Here is an 18,811-nt window from a genome sequence, read left to right as displayed (position 1 = left end):
TCACTACCAACGCTATATTTATACTAAATGAACGACTCACTTTTTAGGGTAAATATAATGAATATAGACAATAGCGCTTATCCTTATTTACAGGTTGTCCTATTATTTTCAGGATTTGGTAGTGTCATCAGTGGACTCATAGCAGAGCTTATTGTTTTGGTTGTTTTTAGAGAGGCGAGCTTTGCGCAGATAGGGTTTCAACCTTTAATATTCGTTGGACTATTTGGGTGTTTACCCGCATTTATAACCGCTTGTATATTAGCCTTTATCAGGCTTAAGCAAAGCGCAAAAAATGCTACAGAGATTACTTTTTTGACAGGGTTTTTAGTATCAGCATTCTACGTGGCTTTTATCGTGCTATACCTAGGTATCGGATCTTTATTAGAAGTTGGCGTTTTACTCGGATTTATGCTCATTGGTGGGGTGTTTGGCGGTACGAGTTCTATAGTAGCGGGCTACTTAACCTTACCTAAACTCACCAAAAGCTGTTTTGACAATAGCGCTAGAAAAGCACAGGATATTGATAAAGATAGTGCTTATAGCAAACATAGATAACGCACAAATCATAACGAATAAGGAAGATATGATGAAGATTTTAATCAGCGGTGGTTCAGGGTTTTTGGGTAGCGCTTTTAGTCAAGAGATCATCAGCCGTTATCAAGGCGACGATAAAGAGGTGCATGTTACTTGGCTCACTCGTGATAGTACGCAAGCGCATCCAAGCCGCGTCAGTATGATGAGCTATGATGAGCTTGCTAAGAGCGATGATAGCTTCGATGTGATATTGAATTTAGCAGGAGCAGGTATCGCCGACTCGCGCTGGAGCGATGAGCGCAAAGAGCAATTGCTCGCCAGCCGCGTGAAACCAACCGAATCATTACTGGAATACGTTGCTCGTAGTAGCACCAAGCCTAAACTGATGGTGAGTGGCTCAGCGATTGGCTGGTATGGCACCCAAGGCGACAAGCCATTAACTGAGAGCAGCGACTACAAGACAGATTTTGCTCATAAACTTTGTGACACGTGGGAGCAACTCGCGCTCAAAGCGACTGCCTATGGTGTACCTGTCGCCATTGTACGTACGGGCGTAGTGATGCATCCTGACGGCGGTATGCTGGATAAACTGATGCTGCCATTTAAAATGGGTGTTGGTGGACAACTGGGTGATGGCCAGCAAATCATGAGCTGGATCAGTCGTGAGGACTGGGTAGGGGCTACGATATTTATTATTGAGCAGCATCTAAATAATGCCGCTAGTAGCCAAGTGACGCAGAACAATGCGATTAAGACAACTACTGATACACCTGCTGTCGTCTACAACTTAACCGCATCCAATCCTGTGAGCAATCATACCTTTACCAAAACCTTTGGCGCCTGGCTACATCGCCCAACGATCTTTACTCTACCAGAATTTTTGCTCAAGCTGATGTTTGGTGAGATGTCGACCTTACTTATCGATGGTCAAAAAGTATTGCCACAAGCACTACAGGACGCCGGCTATAAGTTTAAACAACCGACGCTCAAACAGGCCTTAGAAGAGCAGAAGTAGGGCACCTTTATGAACATGAAAATCAACTTTGTTTCATGTGAAACTTCTCAAGTTTGTTTTTTCAACTTTTAAGCAACGTAGTAACGGTTAAATATAGTTAGGCGGTTTGGACACAGTTTACGAGCCGTCTAATTATTTAACTATTTATTTCAGTTTTGACAGAAATAAAGTAAATGAAGTGATTCAATATTTATATAGATACTAATCAAGGAGAACCTCATGCGGCATCCTTCGCTCAGTCAAATAAAGTGGCAAGACTTACGTCAACTGCGTCCTGTTGACGCTATCTACAATGTATTGCTATCACTTCCTTTTCTTTTGTTATCATGGTGGAGCGCGTGGCAAGGGTTTTGGTTATTGGCATTAGTGGCAACGTTTTTCTTTTTTACCGCTGCACTACGTCAGGCGCATGATTGCTATCACCGCACTTTAGGCATCGGCAAGATGGCGACCGAGCTCATGCTATTTGCGCTCAGTATCACTATGCTCTGTAGTACGCATGCGATTCGCCATACTCACCTCAATCATCATCGTGACCCATTAGGGGAGAGCGATGTCGAGGGCAATTGGGCACGTCTGCCTTGGTATCAAGCGATACTCGGCGGCGGACTATTTTCAATAGCGATTCAGTGGTTCGGTCTGACCCATGGCAGTCGCCATAATCGCTTGCTTGTCGCCATTGACATGCTGCTGATATCAGCGGTTATTGTTACAGCGCTAATTACTATGCATCCTGTCTTGGTCTATCACGTGCTCGTTATGATACTTGCCAATACTATGGTCGGCTTCTTTGCAGTATGGAGCGTCCATCATGGCTGTGATGAGCGAGTTTATGCCCGTAGCGAGCGCCATCCGCTAATCAATCTGCTGACTTTTAATCTGCTCTATCACATCGAGCATCATCTATTTCCAGCGGTACCGACCAACCATTTGCCAGAGCTCGCTAAGCGTTTGGATGCGCAGGCGCCTGAGTGGACGCAGCAACCTGTGATACCTATGTTAGCACCTAGCTATTCGCAAAAGACGAGAAGTCATAAAGACATGCAGAGCGATACCGCACTATAAGAAATACTGTAAAAGTCATGTTCAACATAATAAGTTCAACATAATAAATGAAGGAGCCCGCAGATGATTATTTTAAATAAAGACAACCGCTCAAAATCAAAGGTTACCGCTATCACTATGTACTACGACGACAGTTGCGTGCTCTGTAGTACAGAAGCGCACAGTATGCAAATTCGTAATCCAGAAGGAATTGAATTAACGTCAGTAGATACAGGCATAGACGAGTTACAAGCGGCTGGATTTAGCCGCAATGATGCTATGACTTATCTGTGTGTCAAGACCGATCAAGGTCACTGGTATACGCATATGGATGCTATCAGACTGCTCTATAAAATGGGCGGCGTGAAGTGGGCATCGGTATTATATCTACCTATTATCAAACAGCTGGGCGACTTTATCTATCCTACGGTTGCGCGTAATCGCTACCGTATTCCAAACTGGGTAACCAAATTGATTTATGGTAAAGCAGTGACGCAAGCCTGCGCTAATGGCATTTGTAAAATCGCCCCTGATAAGCGTTAAAGGATTTTTTATGAAGTGTTCGCGAAAACTGACTAGCGCTATTTCGCTTTAGGGTTTAGTACCGTAAGATGGATTTATATTCACTTTGTTAGATATGGCTATGTGGTTCTTTATCACTTTCACCCAGCTGCTTGCTATTATGACCAGCATGATTCTTTTATGGTTAATTAGGCCTAAAAGGGCGATTAGTAAAGTGGTGCTGGTTCTAGCGATTTTTATATTTAATAATGTCATACTCGTTTACGGCTTTACTGAATTTTGGTATGAGCGTTTTCACGTCTATCTAGTGGTCGCTATCTTGCAAGGCTTTATGCTCTATGCTGTAGCCATAACGGCTGTGGTTTGGTTTATCTTATCCAAAGGGTATAGACAAAATCCAAATGCGAAGTTTATACGTTTATTTGCTATCGTCACTTTTGTCAGTATTGCTAGCTTAGCCGTATTCAATGCGTATTCACCAGTGGTGCATAGATTGACGGTTACGACAGACAAACCGTTGGATAAACCTATGGATATCGCGCTAATCTCTGATACCCATTTGGGTAGATGGTTTGGGAATCGGCAGATAAAGAAAATGGTCGATTTGGTTGATGAGCAAAACCCTGACGTGGTTGTTATCGCAGGCGACATCATGAATGATACGACTATCGCTTATGACAATACCAATATGCATGAGCAATTATCGCAGCTAAAAGCGCCGCTTGGCGTTTATGCAACGCTTGGCAATCATGATTACCGAGGCTGTGATGAAGAGATTACTCAAGCTGTGGAAGCGGCTGGTATCACCGCGCTCGATAGCGAGAGTGTGTTGTTAGATGATGCGGTATGGCTGGTTGGACGCTCAGACGATGTTGATTTGACGAGGTTATCGGCGGATACGCTACTCAAGCAAGTGGATACCCAAAAGCCTGTCGTATTTTTGGAGCATCGCCCCTCAACGATGGATGAGATCAGCGGCTTGCCAGTAGATTTGCACTTGTCCGGTCATACGCATGGCGGGCAGATATTCCCGTTAACGATACTAAAGAGTTGGTTCGAGCCGCTTAATTATGGCGCAAAAAAGCTAGGAGGTACGCAGTTTTTGGTCACCTCAGGCTACGGATTTGGCCCTGTGCCCTTTAGACTCGGCACCCGCTCTGAGATTTGGATGATACATTTACAATCAACATCTTAATAATGACTTATCAGCCTCTACTATGAAGAGGCTTTTTTATTGATTTTGGTTGGACCCGTTCTCATATCTGTACTCAAACCAGCTCTAGGACACCGCATGCGCTACACGTTTTTTATTACTGTATTTATGCTATTACAGCTCTTTAGTACGGGTGCGGCGCTCAGCTTACAGTGGTGGCTGGCGCCTTGGAGCACCTCCACATCAAAAGTCGCAGTATGGGTTATTGTGTTTGCGATTACCAATATTTTGCTGGTACTAAGCATTAAAAGAGCATTTGCCAATAGCTATCGCTGGGTGAGTATGTGGATGCTAATCATGCATTTTATTATGCTGACTGCGCTGGTTATCAGTATTTTTTACGGTGGATACTGGCTTTTGGCCTCGTTTACTAGCGTAGCGTCAATGCAATCCATTAGATTAGAGGTTGGCTTGCGAGTGCTGGCATTATTTACATTGATAGGATTATTTTTCTACGCGCTCTATAGCGCTTATGTGCCTGTGGTGCGCAAGCTAAGTATCAAAATAGATAAGCACTTATCTCATCCACTACGCTTAGCGCTAGCAAGTGATTTACATATCGGACGCTTATTTGGCAATAGAGCGATTGATAAATTGCATCAGCTCCTTACTAGTAGTCGAGCAGATATATTACTGATGCCTGGCGATATCATGGATGACAATACGCAAGCGTTTAATGACTATAATATGGCAGCGAATTTAACCAAGCTTTGCGCTGCTGTGCCATATGGTGTTTATGCTACGCTTGGCAATCATGACTTATATGGTCATGAGCAGCCGATCAGCGAGGCGCTACGAGAGGCTGGCGTACAGTTATTAAACGATGAAGTGCTACGAATTGAGCACAAGGGCGATCCGCTATGGCTAGTGGGACGTTTTGATAATCACAAGAGTCAGCGTGTGGTAACCACAGATCTGTTAGCACAAACTGATATGGCAGAGCCTATTATCCTGCTAGATCACAGACCAAGCGATATTATGGAGCACAGCCGGCTACCTATAGATCTGCAAGTCTCAGGACATACCCATAACGGGCAAGTGTTTCCTGCAAATTTTATTGTAAAGGCTATAAACAGAATAGGCTACGGCTATGAAGCCATAAACCAAGGTCACTTTGTAGTGTCCTCAGGTTATGGCTTTTGGGGGATTCCGTTTCGATTGGGCTCGCGTGCTGAGATTTGGTTGATTACTTTAACGGGCAATAAATGATAAAAATAAAACTTATTTTATTTTTAGGCCGCAAGTTTAGCTTGTGTGCTAATAACCTCACTCACAAACTGAGCAAAACCTTTAATAATATCATGCGTCTCTTTGGCTATACCTTGATGTACACTCATCAAGTGAATAAAACCATGCGGCGCGCCAAGTACCGTGTAGGTCTGCGTAGCAATACCAAAACTCTCTAATTGCTTGGCATAAGCAAAAGCCTCATCACGCAACACATCAAGCTCGGAGGCGACCACATAGGTTGGGCATACTCGGCTGTTATCGCCAATCATCGGTGAGATAAGGACATGATCACGTGATAGCGGACTATTGGCAAGGCATGCCGCATCAAACACTGCTACGTCAGCATGATCTAATAGCAAGCCTTCCCCGTACAGCTCCCAGCTTGGATAGTCAGTCTCAACATCAGTCACAGGATATAGAGGCATTTGTGCAAGCGGCGCAGGCAGATCCTTTAATAGCTCAAACGTTTTTTGACCTTCAGCACCCAAATCTGCCCATGCGCTTTGTACTGGCGTAATAACTTGCTGCGCCACTAACGTCGATAGACCGCCGCCTGCACTATCCCCTGCTAATACGATACGCTTAGCAGAAGCGCCAAGGCTTTGACAGTTGTCCGCAAGCCACGCATAAGCAGTAATGCAGTCTCTAAGCGCTACAGGCGCTGAATACTCAGGAGATAGACGATAATCGACGCTGACAACTGGCCAGCCTGTCTGCTCACATACTGCATGACAGAACTCGTGATGGGTATCGACATCACCGATACAGAATCCGCCGCCATGAAAGAACAGCATTACAGTTTCGTCAGGATTAATCTTAGCTTGCGTTTTATTTCCCGCTGTCGCCTGATAGCAGCGTACTGTCATATCGCCATCATCAGCATTAGCAATAGTCTTATCCTGCCAGTTGACAGCTATATCGTCTTTTTTGATAAAGCGTTTGATATTGCTCTTGATCACATCCTCTTGCTGCCATATTTTTGGCGCTTGCATAGCAACTGAGTCAGCGGCGAATCTTTGACGCAGCTCTTGCATTTTATCAACGTGTAGCGGCGTTTTAAGCTTACTGTTGACCGCGATAATAAGGCGCATGTGCGCATCAGCATGCAGATATTGCTTAGACGTCGGACCTTTGAGGCGACCGACTAAATTCTCAAGCAGTGGATCTGGTAAGTAGCCAATACCTTTTAATACGTAATGCAAAGCGTGCTGCTGATAGTCGCTCGTAGGTAGGTAGCTGGCAAGTTTTTCACCGATAAAGCGGTAGCGATCATCAACTGCACTCTCGCTATCATGATAGCTTGCAATTTTTTCTATAGGAGCAAGATCAGACTGGCTATCGTCTTTATTGAACGTCGCTGCTGTCTTGCTCAGCCAAGTGTTGAGCGATGTTATCGATGAATTTGATGTAACATTTCTCATGGGTCTACTCTCTTTCTTAGTACGTTGTTGGCTCAAAGGCCAACGTTTACGCTAAGCTGTTATATGTATAGGATATTAATAATAATTATTTCAGGTGATAATAAAGTAGCTGTGAGATGAGGTGGGTTTTGTTTAGTAATGGTTTATATACAGACAGTAAAAAATTTGGAATAACATGACCTTCTTGTACCTTTTGTAAATCGTTTTTTACACAAGTATTGACAACAGCATCATTCGTCCAGATATGTGGTTTACACTTTGCCAAATAGCTACGCCTGTGCTGATACCTATTTAGGTATAGCGACAGCTTTAGAACATACCTTACTATTAATAAAATTATCCTCATTAATAGGCTTGAAATCAGCGCCTATAGCCTTTATCAATCAGCTATTAGGCCGCATTCATATAAACGGTTAATAGAGGCCATTAAACTAGGTATAAAAGCAAGTTTACATCTTTGATTAAAATAAAGGAGCTATCATGAGCGAGAACAATTCAAATCAAAACACCAGTCACTCAAATCAAAATACTAATAATATTGATGAGCAAACGGCACACAATAATCTAGATCTCAATGAGAGCGTTCTCTCTGAGACTATGGATGAGTTCGATCCTGCCAATAATTCAGGCGAGCATCAAACGATTGAGAGCGAGATTGATTTAGGCGTTTTTGAGGCACGTATTAAAGAGTTAGAAGGCGAAGTCAAGCAGGCCAAAGAGGGTACAGCGCGCGCTAATGCCGAAGCTTATAATGCGCAAAAACGCATGGAGCAAGAAGCGGATAAAAGCAAAAAGTTCGCTCTGCAAAAATTTGCCCGCGAGCTACTAGAAATTGTCGATAACTTAGAGCGTGCTATTGAAAGCGCTAACGCTGATGATCCTGTGGCAGAAGGCGTACAACTGACGCACAAAGCTTTGCTTGCGGTACTAAACAAAAACGGCGTTGAAGTCGTCGACCCTATGGGTGAGAAGTTCAATGCTGATATGCATGAAGCAGTCGGTATCGATAGCGATGCCGAGGCGGATACAGTCGGTACAGTACTACAAAAAGGCTATAGCCTAAATGGTCGTCTATTGCGTCCTGCTATGGTGCGCGTCGGTCAATAATTTAAGCAGTAAATTAAGCAATAAATGATGAAACCCTTGTTTATACTAAGGGTATTCACAAAACTTCACACAAAAACTAGGGTTTAGCCAAGCATTGACTTGAAAAAATGCGCACCTAAACCGATATAAAGCAACAAGTGACCAACTACGGTCTGATATGTCAGTTTTGTTTGAGTTTATATGTTTGGAGTTAATAACTATAAATTAAGTTAGTCACTCAAAGCGTCTCAATGAAACTGGCACCTCAACACAACTATTAAATCAAAAAATTAGGAGCACTCAATTATGGGTAAAGTAATCGGTATTGATTTAGGAACCACCAACTCATGCGTCGCGGTAATGGAAGGCGATAGCGTCAAGATTATCGAGAACGCTGAAGGTACGCGCACCACGCCTTCAATCGTCGCTTACAAAGACGACGAAACACTCGTTGGTCAATCAGCTAAGCGTCAAGCGGTCACCAATCCAAAGAACACGCTGTTTGCTATTAAGCGTCTGATTGGTCGTCGTTTTGATGACAAAGTCGTGCAAAAAGATATCGGCATGGTCCCGTATAAGATCGCAAAAGCGGATAACGGTGATGCTTGGGTCGAAATCAATGGCAAAAAATTAGCGCCGCCGCAAGTATCAGCTGAGATCTTGAAAAAGATGAAGAAGACTGCTGAAGACTATTTGGGCGAAAATGTTACTGAAGCGGTCATCACCGTTCCTGCCTACTTCAATGACTCACAGCGTCAAGCGACCAAAGATGCGGGTAAAATTGCAGGTCTTGATGTTAAGCGTATTATCAACGAGCCAACTGCCGCAGCCCTTGCCTATGGTATGGATAAAAAGCAAGGCGATAGCACCGTTGCTGTATATGACTTAGGTGGTGGTACTTTTGACGTCTCAATCATCGAAATCGCTGATGTCGATGGTGAGCAGCAGTTTGAAGTCCTAGCGACCAACGGTGATACATTCTTGGGTGGTGAAGATTTTGATTCAGCGCTTATTGATTATCTGGTTGATGAGTTCAAAAAGCAGCAGGATGTTAACCTAAAGGGTGATTCTCTTGCCATGCAGCGTCTAAAAGAAGCTGCTGAAAAAGCGAAGATTGAGCTATCAAGCGCCCAAAGCACTGAAGTCAACTTGCCTTATATCACAGCAGACAGCAATGGTCCTAAGCATTTGGTTATTACCATTAGCCGCTCAAAGCTAGAAGGCCTGACTGAAGATCTAGTCAAGCGTACGATGGGTCCTTGTAAGATTGCTCTAGAAGACGCTGGCATCAAATTATCTGATATCGACGACGTTATCTTGGTCGGTGGTCAGACTCGTATGCCACTAGTACAAAAGCAAGTTGAAGAGTTCTTTGGTCAAGAGCCACGTAAAGATGTCAACCCTGATGAAGCAGTTGCTGCTGGTGCGGCGATTCAAGGTGCGGTACTCTCTGGTGACAAAACCGACGTATTGTTATTAGATGTGACGCCATTGACGCTAGGTATTGAGACGATGGGCGGTGTTATGACGCCAGTTATTGAGAAAAACACGATGATTCCGACTAAGAAATCACAAGTTTTCTCAACCGCTGAAGACAACCAGCCAGCAGTTACGATTCAGGTCTATCAAGGTGAGCGTAAAATCGCTAATCAAAACAAAATGCTTGGGCGTTTTGATTTGACGGATATCCCACCAGCACCGCGCGGCCTACCGCAAATCGAAGTGACTTTCGATATCAACGCTGACGGTATCATGAACATCTCAGCGACTGATAAAGGTACGGGTAAAGCGCAAAGCATCCAGATTAAAGCAGATTCTGGCTTGTCGGATGAAGAAGTCGAGCAAATGGTACGTGACGCTGAGGCAAATGCTGAAGAAGATGAGAAATTTGCTAACCTTGCGCAAGTGCGTAATGAAGCCGACGGTCGTATTCATGCCGTACAAAAAGCTCTAAAAGATGCTGAAGATAAAGTCACTGAAGAAGAAAAATCATCAGTAGAAACGGCTATCTCTGATCTTGAAGCGGCAACTAAAGAAGACGATCATGATGATATCAAAGCTAAGCTTGAAGCATTAGACAATGCCTTTTTACCAGTAAGCCAAAAGATCTATGCTGATAGCGGCGCAGGCAGCGAGGGTATGGATCCAGGTCAATTTGGTCAAGAGACAGAATCTGCAGATAGCACGCAAGCGGATGATGATGTCGTTGATGCTGAATTCACTGAAGTTGATGAAGATAAAAAGTAAGCTTTTAAACTATTAGCTTAATCTTAATTAAAAACGCATTCTTCGGAGTGCGTTTTTTTATTGCGTAAGATACTGATAATATTGTATTTATTGTTATATATATTTGAAATGGTAGCCACTTTGGTAGCCATCTGTTTATAATTTTAACTATTGGTAGCCATTTTTATCTAATTTGAATGTCAGGTCTTGTCAGGTTCTAACGTGTCCAAAAACTAACACACCCTGTCAGGCTTGCGAGCGTCCACCGTCCGAATAACGATCTTTACAGGCTGCACGTTGGTATCATCAGTAACGCCCTTATCTAGCCCTAGTAACTTCGCCTTACTCATTGTAGCGGTGACCATAGCAGACGCTTGATTGTTAGCCTTAGCCATTAACCTAGCGTCATCAAGTTCGATCACTAAATCATTAATACTCACATTCATTCTTTACCTCATAATATCTTTGTAGGTTATCGATGCTTGCTCAGCTGACAAGTCATTCATAAGATCACTAATGGTCTGCACCTCATCGGCATTGATGTCTTTAATCACTGGCTTATCAAAACCTAATAGCTTTGCTGTGGTAACCGTCGCTTGTATCATAGCGGTGGGCTTGCGTTCCTCTATTGCCATTTGACGCGCTTGTTCTAGCTGCTCTAATAAGTCGTCTAGCGATAATCTACTCATCATCTCAATACTCATCTTCTAACTCATTGCTAATAGCGAGTGCTGCTTCTGGTGATAATCCTGTAATATTAAAAACGACTGGCTTATCGTTTGACGCTAAGTCTTTGATGGGTTTATCGAGTCCTAGTAACTTTGCTTGTGCAATGGTCGCCACTACTAGCGCGTTTGGGTTGTGGTCATCTATCGCCATTTGCTTAGCGAGCTGTAAATCTTGCATTAAGTCGTTAAGATCAGGTAATCGCATTTAATCCCTCAATGAGTGCAATTTAGTTTATCTAGTGTTTGCTGCCAAACTTGAGCGCTAAGCTGGTCATGCTCTGTCACCAACTTATCAAACGTCTTTGAGTGCATGTAGCGAGGCTTAGCACCTATCCCATGAATAACGCCTTGCTGCCACCCTAAACGCGCTCTAATGGCTGCTATACGGCTAAACACTCTATCTATCGGCTGTTGTAGCTGACTGCCATAATTAGCACCAATGCAATGACGGCATACATACACGCCAGCGCAATATAAAACACTGACACGCTGCGAGCATTTAGGGCATAGCCACCAGTAACGATAGCCGCCATAGTGACAAGCTGATTTTGATAGCTGAATAGAGTATTGATAGGGCTTGCTGCGGTGGGTGTAGCTGACTTCGATATATTTAGCGTTACCCTGTTTAAGCTGCTCACGATAACGTGAGATTGGTAGTTTTAAGTAGTCGTTTAGACTGTGAGTAGTGGCAAGTGCTGGCATATTATCTAAATAATTAGGTAAATTCATCTTTATTATATCATCGTGAATAATATTAACCTTAATTATTCTCAACTCTGAGCGTATCTAATTAATCAGTATAAATAATACAATTACCTTAGATATTGCACTGACAAAACTGACAAAACTAAATGTCAGACAATAAAAAAGGCGCTATTTTTAAATAACGCCTAGATACTGCACTGACATAACTGACAAAAACTATATAATCTCGGTCAATCTTGAATTGATAGAGTAACGCTCTGTCGGTCTGCCTCCCTGCCCTGTGCTTGGTATCTCCTGCCAGCTTAACCAGTCATTTTCGACTAATATTTCAAGCGCATTAAGTACATCATCAGTATCAGTCAAACCTTTCCAACCTTTGCGGATCAGTTGCCTAGCCGTAAAGCCATGACTGATCCAGTCGGTTGTGTCAGTTTTGTCAGCTCCCTTTTTGACCATTTTCATTATTTTATCGGCTAAATAAGAGGCTTTGATATTCGCGCTATCGGTGACAGTGCTATATATTCTCATCATGTGGCTCTCTAACACTTCGCACCATGCTAGCGCTGCTTTAAGTGCGTTCATGTTGACTGCACCTAATGACGTACCATGTTCGATACAATCGACTAAGTGAAAGACTAATGCTAATGACGGTACTGTTTTAGCATACTTGATTAGATGCTCAGCTATGATGCTATGCTCAGCGTCACTAGCTCTTACTTTAAGCGCGTCATACCAACTCATAAACACTTGATAAGCGTCATCAGTAAAGCGGTAATAAGGGCGCTTGTGATAGTCATCAATCGGGTTTGCACCATAGCGCATAAAGTCACCTAACTGCATACTATCAATCGTTTCAAACAAGCTATAGATAGCGTCACGGCTTGGCTTGTCAGGTGGCAAGTCACGCTCTTTACTGTTTGGTAATGGGTCGGGGTAAACCATCAACTGAAAGCGCTGAATAAGTCCGTCATTGCCTAGCCCTTTCATGGTTTTAGATAGGTAATACTCGAGCTTGTCAGGCTGAATACCACCAATAACCGATAAACAATGGGTGTCGATAAACACTGAGCCTCTGCCTATTCTATCGACTTGAAAGCTACCTAAACCATTAAAGCCCTCAAGATAGAATGATCGCGCTTGTTGATTGCTTTCACTCTCTAATGAAGCAAGCCAACCTGTCAGCTCATCACGCTTTACCAGCATACCGTTTTTGTGTTTGCTCTCAAGCTCTCCGATACTCTCAATCGTACCGTCATCAGTTACGTAACGTTTGATCTCAGGTATCAGCTCATCACTCTGCTTTGACTCTGCCAATTCTTGCGCTTTGGCTTTGAGATCATCTTGGCTTATCTCAGCGTCGTCATCAGTTTGGGTCGCTAGTCTTTTGGCAAGGTCACTGAGCTGCTTCTCAGCTGCCTTTGTCATGTGCTTGTTTAGCTCTTTTTGGGTGTCATGCTCGAGCTTGTCCTCCTTGTGCTTGTCTGAAGCCAGTGCGACTAAATGCGATATAGGCTTCAATCCATCAGATAATGACGGTGATTTCTTACTTGATGGGTTACCAATGATTGCACCATAAAAGTTCGGTACTACTTCCCAGTTGTCGTACATTTTCGGGTAGATGCTCAATTTTGAGCCTATCAAGCTGCCTAACGATACCATCAAGGGCATTAGCACATATTCAATAGGTACGCTCAAGCGCTCAGCACAGTTTGAAGCATAATCCCATAGCAGTTTTGGCATTATATCGCTTGTGAGTGTCTTAACTGGTGGCAGTGTTTGACTGATTGGCTTGGGCTTTGGTTTGCCTAGCGCCTGTAAGTCGATAACTTCAGCATCAGCGATTAAGTCATCATAATCAGCATCAAACTCAAGCGCGTCATAAATGAGCGTATGCTCACAAATAATGGCTTCAACATTCACGCCTTTAAGCGGTGTTATGACTTTGGCCTTGTGCTGTGAAGTGGTCATGATAGTTACTTGCTGCACCTCTGCAAAATGTTTCACCGTTCGATTAAACAAGCTCGGTACAAGGCAAGTGAGTACCGTTATATCAATACCTAATTTACGATAAGCGTTATAACAGCGCACTGCCTCAGCAATATCAGCTATGACTATCCACTTACTATCACGACTCATTGAGCCAATGACAAAGGCGCTTGGTATCTCGGTATCAGATATAAAGATACGTCCGTTATCGTCAAGCGGTATGCTGGCGAGTGTGACAATCTCAGCTTGATTATTAACTTTTAGCAGTCCGATAGTGTTAGCAGTGTCGAGCTGCTTTTCTCCTGCCAGCGCTCCTGTAAATATGCTAATATCTCTATCTAGATAGATAACTGAGTTTAATGATCCATTACTTAGTAAGCTTTCTAACGTGCCATGACCTGTTACATCTGCCAATGTAGCGAGTCTAAAATCTGCTATAAATTGTGACAAGCCTGTGCTGATAGCATGGGCTTTGTTATTTTTATCGGTTATCATCTTTACACTCCTTAGCATCACTTCGCGTCTGAGTCGCTGCCTGTTTGATTTGGCGGTAGCGGTAACCGTGTTTATGTTTTGCTTTTTGTGCTTTGCCATGTTTTGACTGAGCAAAGGCGACTTGTGCATCAAAAAAGGTTTGCGGTTTGTCTGAGTTATCAGTCATAACTTATTACCTCCAAATTTGTGAATGTTTGAGGGTGTTTGGGCTGGCATGAGGTGGCTAATAACAACATTACTAAGCAAGCTATTATTGAGATAAAACCGATTAGCGAGCGCTTGCGTTTAGGGTGCTGATTGTAGCTGTATTGGCTGTGGTCGGCTCTTAACTTGGCTTTGTTATCTTTGCTCATCTCTTACCCCTTCAACGTTAAAAGCGATTTCTGCTATTCGTGTGGATAGCTCTTTTAGTGAATTTACTTGCCTATCACCTGTCGGTAACGCACCGCTTAAAGCTAGTAGTTTGTTTTCTACTTCTACTATCTTGATCAGACTGTTGATGGTGATTACGTTGGCATGTAAGGTAATGATGAGCTGGTCGATAAAGTCATCAGTTATCATCAAATAACCTTGCTCTTTTAGACTCTCCATGACTTTATTTATTAAATCGGCTTCACTCATGATCTGCCACCTCGCTATCTAATAAGGTAGCTTCATCAAGCCAATAGACCGAAAAACGCTTGTCATTGTGCGTGACTATCTCGCTTTGAATGGTTAGCCCTGCGGTTCTTAGGTCATGAATGCGCTGTGCTAGGCATGTGATTTGATAAAGGCGGTATGCGTCCCACGTGGTTATGGTTGCCCCTGTCATTAAGTGTGCTCTAACAATATCAATCTGTGTCTTAGGTGCTGGCTGGTTGGTCACTGGGGCGGTGCTGGTGGCTGTAGTAGTCATAATTAAACCCCCTCGCTAACTGATTGCTGATTTTCAATAAAGCGCAAAATATCGCTATTCCTAAACATAGGAATACCGTTTATATTAATTGGCTTAGGGAATTTATCAGCTTTCCACCAGCGTCTTAGTGTTTGGTGGTGTAGTCCGATTAGGTCGGCTGTAGGCTGAATGCGTGAATAGCCTTGAGGGTTTAGTGGGGCTGGTTGCTCATCTTTAATTTGATGGCTGTTATTGATGGTTGGATTGACTCGTGTCATAAGATCACCTGTTAGTTAATGATTAGTAACAGGTGTCATATTAGGATTATGATAGATAAGGCGGTAGATGGTCATTCTAGCTTGAGGGGGTCAGGCTAGCATAGTAGGGTTAATAGTTACGCTTCATTACAATAACCTTTTAGCTTATCGTAAATTAGTTCTATTAAAAGTGTCCGCTGTTTATTTACTGTCTTGCCTCTAGGCATTTTGTTTTCTGATATTATTTCTAATATCTCAATAGGGGGGATAATTTCATCATTTAGCCACCTCTTTAAGGTTTTTTCTGAGCGACTGATACCAGTTATCTGCTTTGAGATTTCTATAACGTGGGCTGGCATTAAAATATGCGAGGTATCATAACTCCATACTTCACGCGCTACATTAGTGAAAGTTATTTTGTCTGTACGCTCTCGCCTTTCAATAGGTGTGAGATTTGTACCGCATAAAGAGGCATTCTTGTATAATTCTAAAGCATCTTTACACTTATTCCGCTTCAAACTCTCCAATGCTAGAAGTAATAATAAATATTCATTGTAACGCTCTTTGTCTTGGTTGCTTCTATCCAAAACATTGGCGTTTATCATGCTTTTGATACAACTATAACCATCTAACTTGTAGCACTGATAAAAATCATCTGCATTAAAATCATAAAGTTTAGAATAGTATTCTGAATTAACTAAGAATGACTTCATGAATAACTTCAGGTATGTCATGCGATTAGTAATATCTGATTTAAGACTAAGTACAAGGTCAGCATCTATCAATGCATCTACTTTTGCTAATTCTTTAATATCCATACTCACACCTTTACACACCTTTTAATAAAATAAGGTGCAAGGCGGTGGCGGCTTTAAGGTGTGTAAATCGCTGCCGTTCGGGGATCAATCCTAGCCTTGCAATTTGTTATGACAACATCGAGTCGTCAAAGTGGTTTTGTCAGTTTTGTCAGTGCAACATCAGCCATGTTTTATATTTTTATGACTCTTAAAATCAGCATGAATAATATTATCAAACTTGCCAGCTTTGATATTGTCTAGGTAGTTTGCCCAGTCGGTCATCATTTTGGTTCTGTTATCTAAAAAATTAAAACGACTATAAGCTCTACCATACTGATTAAGCATGGTATGACCTAGTGCGAGCTCGGTTATCAATTCATCATAGCCTAGTCGCTCCATTAGCATAGTTTTAGCGCTTGCTCTAAAACCGTGGGGTGTATGAATACCTTTGTAGCCTTTACCATCATTCATAAGATCACTGTTCATTACCTTGTTAATTTCTTGCTTATGATGATATGGCGCTGCTTTGCGTCTAGTGTTATGAAATACATACTCACTATCACCTGTAAGCGGTTGCATACGCTCAAGTATAGCTATGGCTTGCGGTGCTAATGGTATAACCATACTTGCCATCATGTCGCCGCGTCCTCTGCTTTTTTGCGGCTCAAAAACCCATTGCTTAGCGTTCAAGTCAATATCTGCCCACTTCATAGTACAAGCGTCACCAATACGGACAAAGGTAAGTGCTAATAGCTGTAAGATACTTTTGTTATAAAGTTGGTTTGCATCTTCTAACTGGTCAATATCGTTTAACAGTTCGGCGAAGGTATGCACATCATTACTTAATGCTGGGCTATGTTTGACAGTATGCGTTTTTAGCGTACCTTGTAGATCGCTTGCTGGGTTGTACTCAATAATCATATGAGCTTTAGCAATTTGTAAAATGCTCTTTAATATGGTTCTTGTCTTTAAACCCTTTGCAACATGCGTCTTTTGAATATCAGTAACAAACTTAATAACGACACTAGGCGTTATGTCAGTGACTTTCATTTGACCTAGTTTGTTATCTATCAGCTTTAATATAACTTCATTCTTTTTGTACGTGGTAGGGTTTAAGTGTTTGCTGGCTTGAACATCACGCCATTCATTAATGAAGTGGTTTAAGGTGTTTTTACGTTCAGCAAGCTCTTTTTGCTTTTCTTGATCTCTATGCTCTAACGGGTCAATAGACTTTGCGAGTAACTGCATGTTGTCGCTGTAATGTTGGCGAGCATCGGCAAGGCTTAACGCTGGATATTGTCCCAATGTCATATAAGGGCGTTTAGCAGTGATAGGGTGGGTGTAGCGGTGTCTAAAATCGACTGTAGCGCTTGTACTATCTTTATGCGGTCTTATACGCACTTCTAAGCCTTTATAACCTGCTATCGGATAACTGGCTTTTGTATCGGCTTGAACAGTTTCTTTGATAGCTCGCTTGATCTGGGTGTCGGTAGTTATCTCTTTTTTAGCCATGTTCTTATCACCTGTTTTTTTGGTAGCCACTTTGGTAGCCATTTACTGACTGTTTTTAGCGATTAACTCAGGTTATCACAGGTTATATAATACCGTCAAAGCCTTTAATATTAAAGGGTTGTAGTGTTATCAAGGTTTATCATAAGTTATCAAAAGATACATTCTTCGGAGTGCGTTTTTTTTAATTAAAAAAGGCCATTCATGGACATAAATATTGCTCAAAATCTACTCATGTAACAAAAGATTTCATATCTTAGCCTTTGTAACCCATTAGGAGATGATTGCTTGCACTTCTTAACCATCATGCCCTCAATAGGCTACAGAGTATTTGAAATACTTTGTTACTATGTACTCATCGTTAGCAAACAGGACGATAGAGCAAAAAGCTCACATAAATACATAACTTGTTTGTCATATTTAAATTAATGGAGAATACAATGAAAACTCTACAAAAAACATTACTCGCATTAGCTGTTGGTTCGTTCGTTAGCGTTGGTGCACAAGCTGCTGTTACTTACGGCAATGGTTATACAGGTCAGCCGTACGTTGGTGCTAAGATTGGTCAGTTTGACACTGATGTAGACGGTGATGATCCAACTGCTTATGGTATCTATGCAGGTTATAACTTTGACCCAAACTTTGGTATGGAAGTAGAATACGTCGGATCAGATGATGCGGATCTAGATAGTGGCTTCAATGGAGAGTATGACGTCAAGACTTACGGTGCCTACGGTACTTACCGCTATGCTTTCCCGAACACAGCCTTATATGCAAAAGGTAAACTCGGTATTGCTAAAACAGAATTAGAAGCTGATTTTGATGGCGGTGGCAGTGACTCTGTAAGTGATACAGGCATTGCTGGTGGTATCGGTTTAGGATATTCAGTCAATCAAGATTTCAGTGTTGAAGCTGAATATGCCATGATGGATAGCGATGCTGATGCGTCACTTCTAACATTAGGCGCTCATCTGAAGTTCTAATATTTTATTACTATAATTGATATAAAAAACGATCACCTTGGTGGTCGTTTTTTGTTTGCATTTCATAAAAACATTTGTTTGTTCTAACGATTTTTCTTGCTATTATGCATCTGTCACGAAAGCTTGCAGTATGAGCCCAAAGACGACGAATCTATATTTTAAATTTCAGCCTTTTATTAAAGGAAA

Annotated in this window: 21 protein-coding genes; 9 read left to right on the top strand and 12 right to left on the bottom strand. The window is 42.3% G+C overall.

All coding sequences use genetic code 11. From position 1 onward, the window contains the following. Positions 1-57 precede the first annotated feature (57 nt). The 6 genes from ACTXGE_RS00315 to ACTXGE_RS00290 all read left to right on the top strand — a co-directional run bounded on the left by ACTXGE_RS00315 (position 58) and on the right by ACTXGE_RS00290 (position 5,537). Entirely contained in the window at positions 58-555 is a 498-nt protein-coding gene (locus ACTXGE_RS00315; protein WP_435949922.1) for a hypothetical protein, read from the top strand. Positions 556-583: 28 nt separating this feature from the next. Beyond that, positions 584-1,549, top strand: coding sequence for a TIGR01777 family oxidoreductase (locus ACTXGE_RS00310; RefSeq protein WP_443541282.1), 966 nt, complete (start codon positions 584-586; stop codon positions 1,547-1,549). Positions 1,550-1,768: 219 nt separating this feature from the next. Next, positions 1,769-2,614, top strand: a complete 846-nt coding sequence (locus ACTXGE_RS00305) for a fatty acid desaturase family protein (protein ID WP_443541283.1) — start codon at positions 1,769-1,771, stop codon at positions 2,612-2,614. 63 nt (positions 2,615-2,677) lie between these two features. Continuing rightward, positions 2,678-3,136 (top strand): thiol-disulfide oxidoreductase DCC family protein, encoded by a 459-nt coding sequence (locus ACTXGE_RS00300; RefSeq protein ID WP_443541284.1) that lies wholly within the window; start codon positions 2,678-2,680, stop codon positions 3,134-3,136. A 94-nt stretch (positions 3,137-3,230) separates the two neighbouring features. Next, on the top strand, positions 3,231-4,310 hold the full coding sequence (locus ACTXGE_RS00295; RefSeq protein WP_443541332.1) for a metallophosphoesterase: 1,080 nt from the start codon (positions 3,231-3,233) through the stop codon (positions 4,308-4,310). A gap of 96 nt (positions 4,311-4,406) precedes the next feature. Next, positions 4,407-5,537, top strand: a complete 1,131-nt coding sequence (locus tag ACTXGE_RS00290) for a metallophosphoesterase (RefSeq protein ID WP_443541285.1) — start codon at positions 4,407-4,409, stop codon at positions 5,535-5,537. A gap of 23 nt (positions 5,538-5,560) precedes the next feature. On the opposite strand, the gene ACTXGE_RS00285 is transcribed toward ACTXGE_RS00290, so the two are convergent. Further along, positions 5,561-6,979: an alpha/beta hydrolase gene (locus tag ACTXGE_RS00285; protein WP_443541286.1), complete on the bottom strand. Its 1,419-nt coding sequence runs from the start codon at positions 6,977-6,979 to the stop codon at positions 5,561-5,563. A gap of 480 nt (positions 6,980-7,459) precedes the next feature. On the opposite strand from ACTXGE_RS00285, the gene grpE reads away from it, so the two are divergent. Both grpE and dnaK read left to right on the top strand, forming a co-directional pair. Continuing rightward, a complete protein-coding gene (gene grpE / locus ACTXGE_RS00280) occupies positions 7,460-8,086 on the top strand; it encodes a nucleotide exchange factor GrpE (RefSeq protein WP_435949916.1) in 627 nt (208 codons plus the stop codon). A gap of 285 nt (positions 8,087-8,371) precedes the next feature. Further along, positions 8,372-10,312 (top strand): molecular chaperone DnaK, encoded by a 1,941-nt coding sequence (gene dnaK / locus ACTXGE_RS00275; protein WP_443541287.1) that lies wholly within the window; start codon positions 8,372-8,374, stop codon positions 10,310-10,312. A gap of 212 nt (positions 10,313-10,524) precedes the next feature. Here the strand turns inward: dnaK and ACTXGE_RS00270 are convergent, their stop codons facing one another. From ACTXGE_RS00270 to ACTXGE_RS00220, 11 genes are all read right to left on the bottom strand, one after another. After that, positions 10,525-10,731, bottom strand: a complete 207-nt coding sequence (locus ACTXGE_RS00270) for a hypothetical protein (RefSeq protein WP_443541288.1) — start codon at positions 10,729-10,731, stop codon at positions 10,525-10,527. 9 nt (positions 10,732-10,740) lie between these two features. Further along, a complete protein-coding gene (locus ACTXGE_RS00265; RefSeq protein ID WP_443541289.1) occupies positions 10,741-10,995 on the bottom strand; it encodes a hypothetical protein in 255 nt (84 codons plus the stop codon). After that, positions 10,985-11,224 carry a hypothetical protein gene (locus ACTXGE_RS00260; protein ID WP_443541290.1) on the bottom strand — a complete coding sequence of 80 codons (240 nt, stop codon included), beginning with the start codon at positions 11,222-11,224 and terminating at the stop codon, positions 10,985-10,987. The genes ACTXGE_RS00265 and ACTXGE_RS00260 overlap by 11 nt, the downstream gene beginning before the upstream one ends. Before the next feature lie 8 nt (positions 11,225-11,232). Next, on the bottom strand, positions 11,233-11,748 hold the full coding sequence (locus ACTXGE_RS00255; RefSeq protein WP_443541291.1) for a hypothetical protein: 516 nt from the start codon (positions 11,746-11,748) through the stop codon (positions 11,233-11,235). A gap of 192 nt (positions 11,749-11,940) precedes the next feature. Beyond that, on the bottom strand, positions 11,941-14,205 hold the full coding sequence (locus tag ACTXGE_RS00250; RefSeq protein WP_443541292.1) for a YfjI family protein: 2,265 nt from the start codon (positions 14,203-14,205) through the stop codon (positions 11,941-11,943). Continuing rightward, positions 14,192-14,371 carry a hypothetical protein gene (locus tag ACTXGE_RS00245; RefSeq protein ID WP_443541293.1) on the bottom strand — a complete coding sequence of 60 codons (180 nt, stop codon included), beginning with the start codon at positions 14,369-14,371 and terminating at the stop codon, positions 14,192-14,194. The genes ACTXGE_RS00250 and ACTXGE_RS00245 overlap by 14 nt, the downstream gene beginning before the upstream one ends. 173 nt (positions 14,372-14,544) lie before the next feature. After that, positions 14,545-14,826 (bottom strand): hypothetical protein, encoded by a 282-nt coding sequence (locus tag ACTXGE_RS00240; protein WP_443541294.1) that lies wholly within the window; start codon positions 14,824-14,826, stop codon positions 14,545-14,547. Further along, positions 14,819-15,100, bottom strand: a complete 282-nt coding sequence (locus ACTXGE_RS00235) for a helix-turn-helix domain-containing protein (protein ID WP_443541295.1) — start codon at positions 15,098-15,100, stop codon at positions 14,819-14,821. The genes ACTXGE_RS00240 and ACTXGE_RS00235 overlap by 8 nt, the downstream gene beginning before the upstream one ends. Before the next feature lie 2 nt (positions 15,101-15,102). Continuing rightward, on the bottom strand, positions 15,103-15,357 hold the full coding sequence (locus tag ACTXGE_RS00230; RefSeq protein ID WP_443541296.1) for a helix-turn-helix transcriptional regulator: 255 nt from the start codon (positions 15,355-15,357) through the stop codon (positions 15,103-15,105). A 116-nt stretch (positions 15,358-15,473) separates the two neighbouring features. Further along, positions 15,474-16,154 carry a hypothetical protein gene (locus ACTXGE_RS00225; RefSeq protein ID WP_443541297.1) on the bottom strand — a complete coding sequence of 227 codons (681 nt, stop codon included), beginning with the start codon at positions 16,152-16,154 and terminating at the stop codon, positions 15,474-15,476. 159 nt (positions 16,155-16,313) lie between these two features. Then, entirely contained in the window at positions 16,314-17,687 is a 1,374-nt protein-coding gene (locus ACTXGE_RS00220; RefSeq protein WP_443541298.1) for a tyrosine-type recombinase/integrase, read from the bottom strand. A gap of 395 nt (positions 17,688-18,082) precedes the next feature. Between ACTXGE_RS00220 and ACTXGE_RS00215 the strand changes: the two genes are divergently transcribed. Continuing rightward, positions 18,083-18,625 carry a porin family protein gene (locus ACTXGE_RS00215; RefSeq protein WP_435949914.1) on the top strand — a complete coding sequence of 181 codons (543 nt, stop codon included), beginning with the start codon at positions 18,083-18,085 and terminating at the stop codon, positions 18,623-18,625. The last annotated feature ends 186 nt before the right edge of the window (positions 18,626-18,811 follow it).

Origin of the sequence: Psychrobacter sp. T6-4 (genome assembly GCF_052258425.1) — a bacterium.
Lineage (GTDB): Bacteria > Pseudomonadota > Gammaproteobacteria > Pseudomonadales > Moraxellaceae > Psychrobacter.
The sequence above is the reverse complement of the archived record's forward strand: the minus strand, read 5'-3'. Positions and strand labels throughout refer to the sequence as shown.